The organism is Arthrobacter sp. CJL-S3, assembly GCF_056711635.1.
Genome location: NZ_CM160046.1, coordinates 76,191 through 90,788, shown reverse-complemented (window position 1 = coordinate 90,788; position 14,598 = coordinate 76,191). Strand labels below are relative to the sequence as shown.

The following is a 14,598-nucleotide window of genomic DNA, read 5'->3' as shown; positions in this document are numbered from 1 at the left end:
GTGGATGGTTCCCTAGCGATTGATAGCACTCCGACCAGGCCGAGGAGGCGCGACCCCATGGCCAGTATTTTGTACCGGACGATTGAGTGGCAGCTATCTCCCCCGGCCGGAAGTTTCGGCTTCATGGATACAACCGGCGAGGCTGCCCGGCATGGGTGACGGCACCGACTCGGTGGCACAGGGACTCGATGCCGGCCTCTGCACCGGGTTCGTTGAGTCGTTGCCGATCTCCGGGGCCGCAATCTCGGTGTTCTCCGGCCTGGCCCCGGAGACTATGGTTTGTGCCAGCGACGCAGTGGCGGCAAGGATCGATGAGCTGCAGTTCGATCTGGGGGAAGGCCCGCGCTGGGAAGCCCTGCAAACGCGCAGACCCGTGCTTCTGCCGGATGTGCGCAGGGGGCCGCACGCCGCCTGGCCGGTCTTTGCAAAATCCCTGCTGGAGCTGGATGTTGGGGCCATCTTCGTTTTCCCCCTCGCGCTCGGCGCGATGGATATCGGTGTCGTGGAGCTTTACAGTTCTGAATCCGGCCCGCTGAGCCCGGCAAAGCATTCCACAGCCCTGCAGCTCGCCGACGCCACCACCTGGCTCCTGCTGCGCCAGCTCCTGACCCTTGCACCGGGAGACGGCACTGACGCCCCGCCGGACGGCTCTCCCCTGTCACGGCGCGAGGTACACCAGGCCACCGGGATGGTCCTGGCACAGGCCGGGACGTCTGCGCGGGACGCACTTCTCCTGATCCGGGCTCACGCATTTTCCCAGGGACGTACCGTCCGGGAGGTCGCCCGGGACGTCGTCAGCAGAAGCCTTGACTTCACCCCCGGAGGCGGCTGAGATGGGCGCGTGCAGTAGAATCCGGGTATGGCGATGATAAGCCGCGCAGGACGCGTGAGTGCCGCTTTCGTCAAGATAGCGGACACATTAGTGGCGGACTACGACGTCTTCGACCTCCTCCACACGCTGGTGGATGAATCAGTTGGCATTCTTGACGCCGCCGCCGCAGGGCTCGTGCTGGTCGATCCGGCCGGGGACCTCCAGGTCATGGCCTCAACGAGCGAGGAAAGCCAGCTCGTGGAAGTCCTCCAGCTCGAGGCCGGCGCGGGGCCGTGCGTGGACTGCTACCGGACCGGAGCCGTGGTGACGATTGACGACATCGCGGCGCAGGGATCCCGGTGGCCCCTCTTCCAGTCCTCGGCGCTGTCCCAGGGGTTCCGGTCCCTGCACGCGGTCCCCATGCGCCTGCGCAGCCGCACCATCGGTGCCCTGAACCTTTTTGGCCACGAGCCCGGCCCCCTCACCGCCGACGACGCCGCGATTGCCCAGGCCTTCGCTGACGTGGCAACGATTACCCTGCTGCAGGAACGCGCCGCGAGGGAAAGCGCCCTGATCAACGAACAGCTGCAGCGCGCCCTGAACAGCCGCATCCTGATCGAACAGGCCAAGGGCGTGATCGCCCACACCTCCAACGTCGACATGAGCGCGGCCTTCGCGCTGCTGCGCGGCTATGCCCGCGCCCACAACCAGACCATCTACGAAACAGCGGACAAGGTCATCAGCCGCAAAATTAGCCTGTAACACCACCAACTCGCTGGCCGGCCCCGTTGCGGGAGGCCCGGGCATAACACGAAGGCCACCTCCTATACATAGATCTGCTAGGTTGATACCCTTCAGTTCTAGGTATGGGGGTTTCAGTGCGCATCGACAAAGACCTCGTCGCAGCTTCAGCCACGCCGCTGGTGCTAGGCATCCTGACGGAGGGCGACCTCTACGGCTACGCGATCCTCAAACGCGTCGGTGAGCTGTCCGGCGGTGGCATGCAGTGGACCGACGGGATGCTCTACCCACTGCTCCACCGGCTCGAGCGGCTCGGCTACGTGTCGTCGTCGTGGGGCACGTCCGATGCCGGGCGCCGGCGCAAACACTATGCCATCACGCCAGCCGGCCGGGACGCCCTCGCCGACCGGCAGGAGCAGTGGGCCGTGGTCGCCGACGCGCTGCGGCAGGTGTGGCAGTCCACGCCGCGGCCTGCTGCCCCGGTTGAGGGGTGGGCGTGATGACACCGCACGCTGAGCTGGAGGCCCAGATCGACCGGTGGCGCGGCTACGTCCAGCGAAGGCAGGCGATCTCTCCCGCCGACGTCGAAGAGCTGGAAGACCACCTGCGTGAGCAGATCGCCGACCGGCAGGCGACGGGCCTCGATGACGACGAGGCCTTCCTCGTCGCCATCAAACGTCTGGGCAACCTCGACGCCGTCTCACACGAGTTTGCCCGCGAACATTCCGAGCGGCTGTGGAAGCAGCTCGTTCTGGTGCCGGAAGGTTCCAACGACGCCGGCACATCACCGTGGCGCGAGCTGGCCGTCGTGCTCACACTCGCCGTCGGGGCGGGCTTGGCGGTCAAGGCCGGATTTGCGTGGATCGACGACGCCGTGCTGACGCGCAGCCTGGGCCTGCTCGTCTTCCCGTTCCTGGCCGCGTACTTCGCGTGGAAGCGCCGGCTCACCGGCGCGGTGGCAGCGACACTCTGCATTTCAGTTGTTGTTCTGGCAGTCGTACTCAACGTTTACCCGTTCGCGCAAGACGGTGCCACCCAGATGCTCGCCGCGCTGCACGCACCGGTCATCCTGTGGTTGCTGGTAGGAGTGGCCTACGTCGGCGGGAGGTGGCGGTCCGACAAGCGACGCATGGACTTCGTCCGATTTACCGGCGAGCTCGCGATCTACTACACGCTGCTTGCCCTCGGCGGCGCAGTCCTGATCGCACTGACATCCGCGACCTTCCAGGCCATTGGCGCCGACTTCGAGCCAGTTTTGGAGGGCTGGATCCTTCCGCTCGCGATGCCCGGCGCGCTCCTGGTCGCGACCTGGCTGGTCGAAGCCAAGCAGCAGGTCGTTGAAAACATCGCCCCGGTCCTGACCCGTGTTTTCACGCCCCTGACCGTTGTCATGCTGCTGGTCCTTCTGCCCGTGCTTGCCACCGCAGGTGGACTGGTCGATGTCGACCGGAACCTGCTGATTCTTATGGACGCTATCCTCGTGCTGGTCCTGTGCCTGCTGCTCTACTCGATTTCCGCCCGCGACTCGCTTTCGGCCCCCGGACTGTTTGATGCCCTGCAGTTGGTCCTCGTGGTCGCGGCGCTTGCCCTGGATGCAGTGATGCTCACTGCGATGCTGACCCGAATCGCCGAGTTCGGCTACAGCCCCAACAAGGTCGCGGCACTCGGCCTGAATATTCTGCTGCTGGTGCACCTGCTCCGTGCGGCTTGGCTCGCGGTTGGATTCCTGCGCGGCCGACGCCCTTTTGCCGCGGTCGAGCGCTGGCAAACAGGGTACCTGCCGGTCTACGGCGCCTGGGCAGCCCTCGTTGTCCTGGCCTTCCCGCCCATATTCGGCTTCGCCTGACCGGCCCCCTCCTCAGGGGCCATGGACCTCGGTCGCGGCTGAGAATGACGACACATGGAAGTATTCACTTATGACTAGCGATAATGATGCCGCCAACCAACCGGCGCCAGCTGACTCACACGGCGCAGACGCCTCGACCGAAACCAGCCGTGGCTGGGACCACATCGGGGCCATCATCGTCGATGCCACGTTGCAGCGACGGCAGAACTACCACGAGACCGTCAAGCCGCGCGTCGACGCTCTCATTGCGGCCTGGCCGGATGCCGCCACGACCAGCGGATTCCGGCGGCACCTCGGTACGGGCAAGCTCTCGGAAGTTATCGACTGGCCCTCGCCGGGCCGCCTGGCCCAGGTCGAGGACATCACCCGCGTGTTCGAGGGCCAGGGCATCGAGACGGTCAGGGAACTCCGAGGCGCACTCGGTGACCCGGCCAGGCGATCCGTTCTTCGGGAGGCCCTTGCGGCCGTGCGGCACGTCAGTCCGAAAACGCTGGATTACATCGAGACCCTGAGCGGAGTCTCCGCGGGCGGGGCCGGGGACGAACGGGTACTCGGAGGGTGATCTAGGCCGTCGGCGTTGAGGACAACTCTGCCAGGACGAGCGCAACGCCGAAAGCTCAGCCGCCGGCGATCAGACCACCGCCGTGGCGTTGGCAGGGGATCCGGTTCCCCCGGTGATGTTCAGTGGTTTGATGCTGACGAAGGCGTCCCAGTTGCCCGTCTTTTTCATGTACCGGCTGAGCGGTCCGAGCCGCCAGAGTTCGCCCAGGGGCATGCCCAGTTTGGCAAGGAGTTGCTGGTGCATCATGCCGTGGTCGTTCGGGGCGGAATGCCGGAAGGGGCTTCCGGATATGGCCGGCAGGCATTCGAAGGCGAAGTTGTCGGCGGCGAGCAGTGCGAGGCGGTGGTCCCACGCCCAGGCGACGAATTCCTCCGATTGGGCGACGCCGGTGGCCCGTCGGTTGTCCCGGGTCCGTTGCTTGTCCTCTGAGGTCAGCGCCAGGAACCATTCGCACCAGCCGGTGTGGAGCATGAGGATGTCTCCGGGCCGGATGGTGAGGGATTGGGCCCGGACGGCGGACTGGATCAGGTCGAAGCTGAGGGGTTCGCCCCCGGCGTGGTCGATGGGTATGCCCTGGCCGGTGCGGTAGCCGTCGAGGTCGACAAGCAACGCCCTGCCGGCGATGGGGTTGTCTGCCCATTCCTGGATGCCAAGGTCCGGTGTGCCCTCCTTGATGCGGTCATCCGGCGTGCCGTTGTAGAAGCCGACATCGTCTGCCCGGCGGTGCCTGAGCCCGTCGATTTGTGTGGATCCCTGAAGGTAGTATCCGTCCAGGAAGTCGTCCCGGTGTGCCGGGTGCGCGGAGTAGATGGTGTGCCGGGGCGCCCTGCGTTTGAGTGACATTCCGGGATCGAAGGCGTCGGCCGGGTAGTCCAGGCCGAAGACCGTGCCGGTCCTGATGCAGTTCTTGGCCTCCAGGACGGCGTCGGGTCTGATGAAGGTCGGCGTTCCCCGGTCGGGTTCGGAGAACAGTCCCCACGAGGTGCCGACGAGCTTGCCCTCCCTCTCGAGCAACTCGGCAAAGGTTGGGTAGGTCCCGTCGTCCGTGGATTCTGTCATCGCGACGTTGCTTTCTGGGGGGTCTGTCCTTGTTTCTGGTGACGCTGGTAATTAAGCAGGAAGCCGGCGATCGCGCACATGGAGGCCGCGATGCACATCGGCGTCTTGACGGAATCGGTAAGGAATTCCAGCCATGCGCCCCGACCGGCGATTAGGGCGATGGCTTGGACGGCCACCAGCACCACTCCCCCAAGCAGGAGTGCTGCGAGGGTCAGGACGAAGATGATCTCGGTGGTCCGTCTGATCTGGTGCATGGTTTAGGTTCCTTAGACCGGCAGGACGCCGACGATGATCAGTACACCGATGCCGAGCAGCGGCAGGGCGTAGTGGGTGAGCAGGCGGGCGAAGGTTTTGACGGGGTCGACGTCTGCGATGCCGCACGCCACGTAGAGCGGCGCGCCTCCGGGGGGAACCGCTGCTTCGCAGGAGGAAAAGACCAGCACGGCAACGGCCGCCGTGGTCGCCGGAACGCCGGCGGCAACGAGGGTGGCGACGCCGACGGTTCCGACGGCGGCCATCGTGGCCGTCGCTGACAGCGGGGCGGCGACGGCAATGACGATCAGGCCGATCAGGATGGCCAGCAGCCACAGGGGCAGGTTCATCTGGTTGAGCACAGTGGTCATCTGCTCGGGGAGGCCGGTGGCGGCGAGGGCGTTGGCTCCGGCGAAGGCGAAAACGACGGTGACGCCGACGATACCGAATCTCGGGGCGGAGTTTTGCAGCAGCGCCCACCAGGCCCGGCCGCTGCCAGGCAGCCTCTTTCTGCCGAGCAGCGCCCCCGTAATGATGAGGACCACCGGGATCCAGACGATGACACTGACGGACTGGGTGACATCCCCGCCGGTCCAGTCCGACAGTGCCGTGGCGACGGCGCCGGAGGTGATGGTCAGCGGGATGGCCACGACGACGAACAGCAGCATCGTGGCCCATCCGCGGCCGAACGCTGCCCGGACGGGCAGCCGGTGTGCGGCATCCAGCGGGGCCATCCCGCTCTTGCGGATCAGCAGCCACGTGACGATCAGCCGGTGCAGGAAGCACCACAGACCCCCGATGAGCAGGGGAAGGACGAGGTGTCGACATCCAGCAGGGGCCCGACTGTGGCCGAGCCGACGAGGACGAACATCGACGCGCTGAACGGGAAGGTGATGCCCATCCCGGCGTTACCGGCGACGAGTGTCGCGGCCGAAGGCCTGTCGAGCCGGGATTTCTCCATCCAGGGGATGGTGACGGAGCCGACGGTCGCGGCAATGGCCGCCTGGTTGTGGACGACCCCGCCGAGGCCGGCGGACGCCACGGTGGAGACCCAGGCGGGGCCGCCCTTGACGCCGCCGATCAGCGAGTTCAGCAGGTCGATGAGCCGGTCCAGCACTCCGGTCTTGTCCAGCAGGTACCCCATGAAGACGAACGCCATGGTCGCGTAGACGATTTCATCGGTCACGGCCGCGTACAGCGCTGCCCCCCCGATTTGTGCGGCGGAGGCTCCAGTGAAGGGAAGCACCACGATGAAGCCGAGGATCATGGCTTCCCCGACGCTGCGCTTGAGCAGTGTCGTCCAGAGCAGGATGACGGCCAGGTAGGCTCCCAGGGCCCAGATGCCGATCATGTTGCCGCTCCTGCCGGGGAAATTCTTGCTGCTGCAAGGTTCATCGCTCGCTATTGTCCCTGATTTTGCCGGACGACGGGGTCAGCGCAAGGCCGCGGCCGCCGGTGCCGTTTCCTCGGCCATGCGGGTCAGGGCGGCAGCGGAGGCGGACGTCATCTCGGCCGGCACGCCGAGGTCCGACAGGTAGCTTGCAGTGTCCTGCATTTCCTTGGAGCGGCGCAGGGCATGCTTGGCGGTGCCGGTGAGGAACCGGTCGATGACCGCCTGGCCGTCTCCGGCCAGTTGCCCTGCGATTTGAGCCCGGATCCACTGTTCGAGCCCGGCCGCCCGGCCCGCGGTGACCGCTTCGACGACCACGGAGGCCAGGCCTTTCATCAGCACGCTGCGGAGGAGTTTGTGGGCCATGGCCGCACCCGGCCCACCATCGGCGATTTCGATTTCCGCACCGACCGGGGCCAGAAGGTCAGCGACAGCCTTGGATCCGGGCCCGCTCACCATGAGGGGCGTCTTCGCTCCCAGCGTGGGCACCGGTCCGAGGATGGCGACGTCGGCGAAGGCTGCCCGGCTGGGAAGCTGGCCGAGTTCGCTCATGACCTGCGGGGAGGATGAGGTGAAGTCGGCGTAGCAGCTGCCGGCGGGCAGGACCGGCAGGCACTCCCGCGCCACGGCTCGCGCGGCGCCCGCTCCGGTGAGGACCAGGACGACGTCGGCCCCGGCGCAGGCTTCGGCGGCGGTAGCTGCCCGGGTGACGCCGGCAGGAGTGGTCGGGGCAACGGGATCAAACCCGGTGACCGTGTGGCCGGCGGCGGTGAGGGCCGCGGCGTAGGTGGCTCCGGCTTCGCCGAGCCCTATGACGGTGCACGCTGTCATGAGTTTCTGCCTTTCTTTCTTAGTGTCGGGCCGCGACGATGGCTCGCCGGCGGTTGGTTTCGTCCGCGAAGACTGCTTCCGCGGCTTCGGCTACTGCGGCTGCCTGTTCCCGGGGAATGACCACCACGCCGTCGGAGTCGCCAATGATGACGTCGCCCGGAAGGACGGGGATTCCGCCGAATGAGATGGGCGTCCCCAGACGGGAGGGTCCGTTCTTGTAGGGTCCTGCGGGGGTCGTGGCACGGGCGAAGACCGGCATGCCGATTTCTGCGAGGGCTTCGGCGTCGCGTGCCGCCCCGTCCAGGGCGAAGCCGGCGATGCCGAGGTTGATCGCCCGCTCACCGATGAGTTCACCGAGGAGGGCGCGGGATTCATCCCCGCCTCCGGCGACAACAATGACGTCTCCCGGGCGGGCGAATTCCAGTGCCCGGTGGATGCCCTGGTTGTCTCCGGGACGGGTCCAGACTGTAAAGGCGGGCCCGGCAAGGAGGGCTCCGGGCCAGATGGCCTGGATCGCGGAGTGTGCGACGCCGAGGCGGTCCATAGCGTCGCCGATGTTGGCGGCCGGCAGCTTGGCGAGCCGTTCGACGACGTCCCGGTCTGGGCGGGGAAAGTCGGTGTCTATAGTGTCAATTGCTGGGATTGTCATGAGATTCTTCCGTCGGGATACGCGTGGGGACTAGTCGGTTTTCTGAACCAGCGGGAGGACCTTCTTGAAGTCCTCTTCCTGTCCCGCCCAGAACTGCTTGTAGTCTTCGCCGGAGAGGTAGCTGGTCTGCAGGCCAAGGTCGTTCATCTTCTGCACGACGGACGGGCCTTCGATGGCCTTCTGGATGGCAGCTTCGAGCTTCTTGGCTACGGCGTCCGGCAGCCCGGCCGGGGCAGAGTAGCCGCGGACGGTGCCTGCCTCAACTTCGTAGCCGGATTCCTTGAACGTGGGAACGTCCGGCAACGACGGGGACCTCTCAGCTGTCATGACGCCCAGCACCCGCGCCTTGCCCTGTTTGGTCAGGTCGGTCACGTCGCTGACGTTGGCGACGAGGATGTCCACGTGCTTGCCGAGGAACGCCGTAGTGGCCTGCGATGCGCCCTCGGAGAAGTGGACCGGTGCGAACTCGGCGCCGGTGGCTTCCTGGATCTGCGCCATGGCGAAGTGCTCACCGGTCTGCAGGCCGGTGGTGCTGGCGGTCATGGACTTGGGATCGGCCTTGGCGGCGTCCAGGAGGTCCTTCAGCGTCTGGTAGGGGCTGTCGGGCTGGACGGCGATGACGGCGGGGTCGATGACCTGCCGGCCGAGGGGCTGGAAGCTGTCGCGGGTGTATTTGGCACCGCGGGCGGGATCCAGGGGCGAGACGACCACCGAGGGGGAACCGGTCGCGGCAATGGTGTACCCATCGGGTTTGGCGCTGGTCAGCTGTGTGTAGCCGATCTGTCCGCCGGCGCCGGGCTTGTTGATGACCTCGACGTTGGTGCCGAGTTCCTTTTCCAGGATCGGCTGGATGAGCCGGGCGGCGGTGTCGACGGCGCCACCTGAGGCGAAGGCCACGACGAGGTCGATGGACTTGCCCTTTTTCGGGAAGTCGTCAGCGGCGGTGTTGGCGGCTCCGGCGTTGGCGCCGCAGCCGGTGAGTGCGATCAGGGTTGCTGCCGCGAAGGCAGCGGCGATGCGTGAACGGGTGATCATTGTTCTTCTCCTTTGAAGTGAATTTGGTGGTGCAGGTGCAGGGTGTGAACAGCCGGACATCCCGGCGGTTTACGTTTCGGGGTCTTCGTTCAGTGCCTTGGGCTTGCGGAACTTGAGCAGCGGGCTGACGACGATCAGGATGCCGAGGCCGATGAGGACCGCGGAGATGGGGCGGCTGGTGAAGATGCCGAAGTCGCCCTGGGAGATTTCGAGGGACTCCCGCAGGGAGCGCTCCATGAGGGGTCCGAGGACCAGGGTCAGCACCATGGGGGCCAGCGGGATATCCAGGTGGCGCAGGGCGAGTCCGAGGAGACCGAAGCCGATCATCACGAAGACGTCGAAGACGCTGAAGTTGATCGTGTAGGCGCCGATGACCATAAAGAGCAGGATGAGAGGCGTCAGGATCGTTGACGGTACCCGGAGGATGGAGGTCCAGAGACCGACCAGGGGGACATTCAGAACCAGCAGGAGGAGGTTTCCGATGAACAGGCTGGCGATGATCGCCCAGGCGATTTCGGAGTGTTCGGTGAAGAGGGTCGGGCCCGGTGTGAGGCCCTGTTGAAGGAAGGCTCCCATCAGCACGGCGATCGTCGGTGATGCCGGGATGCCCAGGGTGAACAGCGGGATCAGTGCGGCGTTCGCGTGGGCGTTGTTGGCTGTTTCGGGACCGGCGACACCTTCAATGGCGCCCTTGCCCAGTTGGTTGCGGTGGCGGGAGAACTTCTTTTCGGCGCCGTACGCCAGCAGGGAGGACACGGAACCGGTCATGCCCGGGATGAGGCCCAGGCCGAAGCCGATGCCCGTGCCGCGGGCCATGGCCGGGGCGCTCCGGCGCCATTCCTTCCCGGTGGGAAGCAGCGAGCGCATGTTCGGTGCGTGCACCGTGGGGGTCGCGGTGTCTTTGCGGTGGGACAGGAGTTCCGAGAGTCCGAAGACGCCCACGATCACGGCGACGAAGCTGACTCCGTCCAGGAGCCTGTCCATGCCGAAAGTGAACCGCGGGGCGCCGGCGACGGGGTCGATGCCGACCATGGCGATCAGCAGGCCCAGCGCACCGGAGATGACCGCTTTGACCATTGACTTGCCGGCCAGTGCGACGAGCAGGGATATGCCGACCACCATCAGGGCGAAGAATTCCGGCGGTCCGACGAGCAGGCCCAGTTCCCCGAGGGGTTTCGCGGCTGCGACGAGACCGATGGTCGCGATCGTTCCGCCGACAAAGGATCCGACGGCGGCGATGGTCAGTGCCGCCCCCGCCTTGCCCACCTTTGTCATCGCGTAGCCGTCGATGGTCGTGATTGCAGAGGCTGCTTCACCGGGGGTGTTCAGCAGCACGCTGGTGATGGTTCCCCCGTAGGCGGTGCCGTAGAAGATGGCACACAGCATGATGATCGCACCGGTCGCGTCCAGGTTCATCGTGAGGGGGATCAGGAGCGCCACACCGGCGACGGGACCGATTCCGGGCAGGACCCCGATGATGGTCCCGAGGAGGCAGCCCAGGAAAGCAAAGAGCAGGTTCTGCCAGGTCATGGCGGCCGCGAAACCGCCCAAAAGTTCGTTGAGTGTATCCACGTCTAAAGTCCGATCGTGTTCAGCAGCGGGAAGGCGGAAACGGGCAGCGTCACGTTCAGGCCGTAATTGAAGGCGTAGAAGGCGCCGACGCTTCCGGCGAGGGCAGTGATCAGCGAAGAGACCCAGGACCGGCGGCCGCGCAACCTCAGGTGGTACATGAGGAACAGGAACATGCTCAGCTGGAACCCGAGCAGGTCCATCAGGGCGGCGAGGATCGTCAGGCTCAGCACGACGGCGACCACCAGTCTCCGGTCAACCCCCTCGGCGGTTTCGCTGGGGCGGCGCAGCTCCTGGACCAGCCAGAGAACGGCCATGGCGACAAGGACTGCCCCCATCGCGAAGGGGAACAAGCCCGGTCCGGGGCCCAGTGACGTCCAGAGGTTGAGTTCTACCGAGCCGACCAGCACATAGACGCCGACCGCAGCAAAAGCTCCGATACCCACCAGCACCGAGGGAGCGACCCGGATGGCGCTCTCGGGTTTCGTTATGAGTGACTCCGTTGTCATCGTTTCCTTCTTACTTTCCGTGAGCCTTAGTTTCATACAATGAAAGATTATTGCGTCTAGAGAAATAGTGACAGGAGACACACTCGCTGTCAAGCGCAAGGAAATTACATAGAATGAAAGAATGACGGTGACATCGACACACTCCGCCGGCTCAGCCGAAGACGGCCCAAAAGCGGGGAATATGCGTTCCCTCTCCCGCGCGCTGGAGGTCTTTGCCGAGCTCCAGCGCGCGGAACGGCCCCAGCGGCTCAGCGACTTGGCCAGAACGTGTGGGATGAGCCTGCCGACCACCCTGCGGATCCTGCGCGTTCTTCAGGACTTCGGCATGGTCAGCCAGACGGACAAGTCGTACCGGATCGGGCCTGCCGTGCTGCCCGCGGCACGAAGCTATCTTGAGAACGATCCGCTCGTGGTTTCTGCCCGGCCGGTTCTCCAGCAGGTCGCCGCGCAAACGGGACTGACGGTTTCCCTTTATACGAGGCTGGGCTTTGAAAGAATCCTGGTCGCCCGGGTCGACGGCGCATCGCCCCTCACCTACGATCTGCCCCTGGGTAAACGGCTGCCGCTGACGGTTGGCGCGGCCGGTAAGATTCTGCTGGCGTCGGCGACCGACGAAGAATTGCAGCAGGTGACGGCCGCCGCCATCGCGGCCGGCCAGGAAGCACCTACATTTACCGTCGAGCAGCTGCGCGCCCGCTTGCCCGAGCCGGGGATCGAGTACGCGTACTCCGCCGACGAGCGCGCCACCGGCGTACTGTCGGTCGCCGTCGCCGTTCCAAACAGAGCCGGCCGGCCCAGCGAGTCCATTGCGCTTACCAGCCCGGTCGAGACAGCCACCGAGCCGGCCCTCATAGCAGCCGTTCCCGAACTACGCCGCGCCGCGGGCAGACTGTCAGAACTGCTTCAGGGCTCCGTGTATTAAGCCCGGCCCCTGGCGACGTCCGCCAGCCAGGTCATGGCGGCGATCCTGGAGGTGAAGAACTCGTGCGGGTACAGGGTGTGGCGGCTCATGGCGGCGGCTACCACGCGGTCAACGGCGCTGGATCCGAGAACCGCGATGGCCAGCACGCCCGTGGTCTGCGCGAACTCGTACCGGGCTGCGGCGCTGATTTCCACGTCGGTCATTTCGGAGAGCATCGGCATCGGAGTGCCGCCGCTGATTCGTTCCACGGCCAGCATGGCGTCCCTGGCGTCGTCGACGTCCACAAACGAACCGGGGCGCCAGACGGATTCAATGATCCCCGCGCGCACGCGCAGGGAATTCTTCCCTTCGGGGGCGACAGCTGGCTCAGGGATCATTGGGTTCATTGGGTTCATTCTAGGCCTGAGCTGGGACGATGCTCCGCCGCATCGCCCCGGCGTGCCCCCCGCAGACGTTCCTAGTCCCCGCCCAGCAGCGCCTGCCGCTGCGGCCACAGCGTCACCGACTCCAGCGCGGACAGGGCCCGGGCCATGGACTGGGCCTCCGCGGTAAAGAGATGCCCGTGGACCCGCTGGCTGCACAGCCGCAGAGCCTGGCCGCGGTCCAGGCCGAACCACTCCATCACCGTGTCGATGCCGTGCGGGCTCAGCCGCCAGGTCTTGTCCGCGTCCTTGACGATCGCATCCTCGATCGAGATCGCCTCGCGGCGGGAGTCGTGGCCGTCGATGATGTCCAGGACGGCCGGCACTTTCCCGGCGTCGTATCCCGCCTCGGCGAGGATCCCGGCGGCGAGCCGGGCGCCTTCCTTCTCGTGCAGCAGCACCAGATCCGGCCTGCCGCCGCCGGGCGCAATGGCCTGCAGGACCTCCGCGGGCGGCACCTGCGACCAGCCGATGTCGTGCAGCATGATCGCGGGGAGCACGACGGCGGCATCCGCCTCCGGGTGCGCCTCGAGCAGGGCCCGGGCCAGTCCGACGGCGTAGAGCGTGTGGGCGTCGTTGTCGCGGACCAGCAGGTACGGCGCCGCAAGATTCCAGATGGCGGCCAGGTCCGGGTCCAGGGCGATGACGCCGTCGGGCTCCGCCTCGATCCCGGCGGAAATGTCGAGGCCGGAAAGGTTGGCGTCCGGCAGCAGTTTGGTCATTCTGCCAGCGTGCCCGCCGAACCGGCCGCGGGCAAGGACCGCCTTCCGTCCAGCGGAACCGGGAAGGGCCCGCCCGGTTGACACCGGACGGGCCCTTCCCCGACTCCTTGCCGCCGGGGCCTGGACTAGCCCAGCGTGGAGGTGTCGATCACGAAGCGGTACCGCACGTCGGAGGCCAGCACGCGCTCGTAGGCGTCGTTGATCTTCCCGGCCGGGATGACCTCGATCTCGGCGCCGAGCTGGTGCTCGGCGCAGAAGTCGAGCATTTCCTGGGTCTCCCGGATGCCGCCGATCATGGATCCGGCGAAGGACCGGCGTCCCATGATCAGGGCGAACGCGTTGACGGGCAGCGGTTCGGCCGGTGCGCCCACGTTCACCAGGGCGCCGTCGAGGCTCAGCAGCTGCAGGTAGGAGCTGATGTCGATGCTCGCGCTGACGGTGTTGATGATCAGGTCGAAGGAGCCGGCCAGATCCGTGAAGGTGTTTTCGTCGCTGGTGGCGTAGTAGTGGTCCGCGCCGAGGCGCAGGCCGTCTTCCTGCTTCTTCAGCGACTGTGACAGCACGGTCACCTCGGCGCCCATGGCGTGGGCGAGCTTGACGGCCATGTGTCCGAGGCCGCCGAGTCCCACGATGGCCACCTTCTTGCCGGGTCCGGCACCCCAGTGGCGCAGCGGCGAGTAGGTGGTGACGCCGGCGCAGAGCAGCGGCGCGGCGACGGCGAGCTCGATGCCCTCGGGGATCCGGACGACGAAGTCCTCGGTCACGACCACATGGGTGGAGTAGCCGCCCTGGGTGATCGTGCCGTCGCGGTCCACCGCGCCGTACGTGCCGGTGTTGCCGGCGAGGCAGTACTGCTCCTCGCCCTTCTGGCAGTTGACGCACTCGCGGCAGGAATTCACCATGCAGCCGACGCCGACCCGGTCGCCGACGGCGTGCTTGGTGACGGCCGAGCCGACCTCGGAAACGATGCCGGCGATCTCGTGGCCCGGTGCCAAGGGGAACTGCTGGGGGCCCCAGTCGCCACGGACGGTGTGGATGTCGGAGTGGCAGATGCCGGCGAACTTGATGTCGATCAGGACGTCGTGCGGGCCAACGTCCCGGCGCTCGATGGTGGTCGGAACGAGGGATTCCGTCGCGGAGGGGGCGGCGTAAGCGTTAACGGTAAGCATGGATCTCCTGCTTGTGGATGGTGTGGGGGGTGCCCCGGCGTCCGGCACCGGTCAGGTGCGGCATTTCGGCCCGGTCGTCATCGGGGGCACTATCCATCAAACACCACTC

General features: G+C 66.3%; 16 protein-coding genes and 1 pseudogene. 6 read left to right on the top strand and 11 right to left on the bottom strand.

The window, feature by feature from the left end:
* Positions 1-151: 151 nt before the first annotated feature.
* From AC06G6_RS00450 to AC06G6_RS00430, 5 genes are all read left to right on the top strand, one after another.
* The gene (locus AC06G6_RS00450) at positions 152-832 is read left to right on the top strand and encodes a GAF and ANTAR domain-containing protein (RefSeq protein WP_479825306.1); all 681 of its coding nucleotides are present in this window, start codon (positions 152-154) and stop codon (positions 830-832) included.
* Between the two features lie 27 nt (positions 833-859).
* Positions 860-1,573 carry a GAF and ANTAR domain-containing protein gene (locus tag AC06G6_RS00445; protein WP_479825304.1) on the top strand — a complete coding sequence of 238 codons (714 nt, stop codon included), beginning with the start codon at positions 860-862 and terminating at the stop codon, positions 1,571-1,573.
* 116 nt (positions 1,574-1,689) lie between these two features.
* A complete protein-coding gene (locus AC06G6_RS00440; RefSeq protein WP_479825302.1) occupies positions 1,690-2,052 on the top strand; it encodes a PadR family transcriptional regulator in 363 nt (120 codons plus the stop codon).
* On the top strand, positions 2,052-3,398 hold the full coding sequence (locus AC06G6_RS00435; protein ID WP_479825300.1) for a permease prefix domain 1-containing protein: 1,347 nt from the start codon (positions 2,052-2,054) through the stop codon (positions 3,396-3,398). The genes AC06G6_RS00440 and AC06G6_RS00435 overlap by 1 nt, the downstream gene beginning before the upstream one ends.
* 70 nt (positions 3,399-3,468) lie before the next feature.
* Positions 3,469-3,960: a hypothetical protein gene (locus tag AC06G6_RS00430; RefSeq protein ID WP_479825298.1), complete on the top strand. Its 492-nt coding sequence runs from the start codon at positions 3,469-3,471 to the stop codon at positions 3,958-3,960.
* A gap of 69 nt (positions 3,961-4,029) precedes the next feature.
* Here the strand turns inward: AC06G6_RS00430 and AC06G6_RS00425 are convergent, their stop codons facing one another.
* The 8 genes and pseudogenes from AC06G6_RS00425 to AC06G6_RS00390 form a co-directional block, all read right to left on the bottom strand.
* The gene (locus tag AC06G6_RS00425; RefSeq protein ID WP_479825296.1) at positions 4,030-5,019 is read right to left on the bottom strand and encodes a cyclase family protein; all 990 of its coding nucleotides are present in this window, start codon (positions 5,017-5,019) and stop codon (positions 4,030-4,032) included.
* Positions 5,016-5,273, bottom strand: a complete 258-nt coding sequence (locus AC06G6_RS00420) for a hypothetical protein (protein WP_479825294.1) — start codon at positions 5,271-5,273, stop codon at positions 5,016-5,018. Before AC06G6_RS00420 ends, AC06G6_RS00425 begins: the two co-directional genes overlap by 4 nt.
* A gap of 12 nt (positions 5,274-5,285) precedes the next feature.
* Positions 5,286-6,622, bottom strand: a pseudogene (locus AC06G6_RS00415) (TRAP transporter large permease subunit).
* An 81-nt stretch (positions 6,623-6,703) separates the two neighbouring features.
* The gene (locus tag AC06G6_RS00410) at positions 6,704-7,492 is read right to left on the bottom strand and encodes an NAD(P)-dependent oxidoreductase (RefSeq protein WP_479825292.1); all 789 of its coding nucleotides are present in this window, start codon (positions 7,490-7,492) and stop codon (positions 6,704-6,706) included.
* Positions 7,493-7,511: 19 nt separating this feature from the next.
* Complete coding sequence (locus AC06G6_RS00405) at positions 7,512-8,141, bottom strand: RraA family protein (protein ID WP_479825290.1); 630 nt, start codon at positions 8,139-8,141, stop codon at positions 7,512-7,514.
* 30 nt (positions 8,142-8,171) lie between these two features.
* Positions 8,172-9,176, bottom strand: coding sequence for a tripartite tricarboxylate transporter substrate binding protein (locus tag AC06G6_RS00400; RefSeq protein ID WP_479825288.1), 1,005 nt, complete (start codon positions 9,174-9,176; stop codon positions 8,172-8,174).
* 69 nt (positions 9,177-9,245) lie between these two features.
* On the bottom strand, positions 9,246-10,748 hold the full coding sequence (locus tag AC06G6_RS00395) for a tripartite tricarboxylate transporter permease (RefSeq protein WP_479825286.1): 1,503 nt from the start codon (positions 10,746-10,748) through the stop codon (positions 9,246-9,248).
* Between the two features lie 2 nt (positions 10,749-10,750).
* Positions 10,751-11,254 (bottom strand): tripartite tricarboxylate transporter TctB family protein, encoded by a 504-nt coding sequence (locus AC06G6_RS00390; protein ID WP_479825284.1) that lies wholly within the window; start codon positions 11,252-11,254, stop codon positions 10,751-10,753.
* A gap of 121 nt (positions 11,255-11,375) precedes the next feature.
* On the opposite strand from AC06G6_RS00390, the gene AC06G6_RS00385 reads away from it, so the two are divergent.
* The gene (locus AC06G6_RS00385) at positions 11,376-12,176 is read left to right on the top strand and encodes an IclR family transcriptional regulator (RefSeq protein ID WP_479825282.1); all 801 of its coding nucleotides are present in this window, start codon (positions 11,376-11,378) and stop codon (positions 12,174-12,176) included.
* Here the strand turns inward: AC06G6_RS00385 and AC06G6_RS00380 are convergent.
* The 3 genes from AC06G6_RS00380 to AC06G6_RS00370 all read right to left on the bottom strand — a co-directional run bounded on the left by AC06G6_RS00380 (position 12,173) and on the right by AC06G6_RS00370 (position 14,489).
* A complete protein-coding gene (locus AC06G6_RS00380) occupies positions 12,173-12,562 on the bottom strand; it encodes a DUF7793 family protein (protein WP_479825280.1) in 390 nt (129 codons plus the stop codon). The genes AC06G6_RS00385 and AC06G6_RS00380 overlap by 4 nt on opposite strands.
* A 71-nt stretch (positions 12,563-12,633) precedes the next feature.
* Positions 12,634-13,320 (bottom strand): HD domain-containing protein, encoded by a 687-nt coding sequence (locus AC06G6_RS00375; RefSeq protein WP_479825278.1) that lies wholly within the window; start codon positions 13,318-13,320, stop codon positions 12,634-12,636.
* A gap of 125 nt (positions 13,321-13,445) precedes the next feature.
* A complete protein-coding gene (locus AC06G6_RS00370) occupies positions 13,446-14,489 on the bottom strand; it encodes an NAD(P)-dependent alcohol dehydrogenase (protein ID WP_479825276.1) in 1,044 nt (347 codons plus the stop codon).
* Positions 14,490-14,598 lie beyond the last annotated feature (109 nt).

Bases quoted from the DNA above. Each gene is read 5' to 3' on its own strand.
- AC06G6_RS00375 (WP_479825278.1), bottom strand. From the start codon at position 13,320: ATGACCAAACTGCTGCCGGACGCCAACCTTTCCGGCCTCGACATTTCC.
- AC06G6_RS00450 (WP_479825306.1), top strand. From the start codon at position 152: ATGGGTGACGGCACCGACTCGGTGGCACAGGGACTCGATGCCGGCCTC.
- AC06G6_RS00430 (WP_479825298.1), top strand. From the start codon at position 3,469: ATGACTAGCGATAATGATGCCGCCAACCAACCGGCGCCAGCTGACTCA.
- AC06G6_RS00435 (WP_479825300.1), top strand. From the start codon at position 2,052: ATGACACCGCACGCTGAGCTGGAGGCCCAGATCGACCGGTGGCGCGGC.
- AC06G6_RS00425 (WP_479825296.1), bottom strand. From the start codon at position 5,019: ATGACAGAATCCACGGACGACGGGACCTACCCAACCTTTGCCGAGTTG.
- AC06G6_RS00380 (WP_479825280.1), bottom strand. From the start codon at position 12,562: ATGAACCCAATGATCCCTGAGCCAGCTGTCGCCCCCGAAGGGAAGAAT.
- AC06G6_RS00410 (WP_479825292.1), bottom strand. From the start codon at position 7,492: ATGACAGCGTGCACCGTCATAGGGCTCGGCGAAGCCGGAGCCACCTAC.
- AC06G6_RS00420 (WP_479825294.1), bottom strand. From the start codon at position 5,273: ATGCACCAGATCAGACGGACCACCGAGATCATCTTCGTCCTGACCCTC.
- AC06G6_RS00390 (WP_479825284.1), bottom strand. From the start codon at position 11,254: ATGACAACGGAGTCACTCATAACGAAACCCGAGAGCGCCATCCGGGTC.
- AC06G6_RS00445 (WP_479825304.1), top strand. From the start codon at position 860: ATGGCGATGATAAGCCGCGCAGGACGCGTGAGTGCCGCTTTCGTCAAG.
- AC06G6_RS00405 (WP_479825290.1), bottom strand. From the start codon at position 8,141: ATGACAATCCCAGCAATTGACACTATAGACACCGACTTTCCCCGCCCA.
- AC06G6_RS00370 (WP_479825276.1), bottom strand. From the start codon at position 14,489: ATGCTTACCGTTAACGCTTACGCCGCCCCCTCCGCGACGGAATCCCTC.
- AC06G6_RS00385 (WP_479825282.1), top strand. From the start codon at position 11,376: ATGACGGTGACATCGACACACTCCGCCGGCTCAGCCGAAGACGGCCCA.
- AC06G6_RS00400 (WP_479825288.1), bottom strand. From the start codon at position 9,176: ATGATCACCCGTTCACGCATCGCCGCTGCCTTCGCGGCAGCAACCCTG.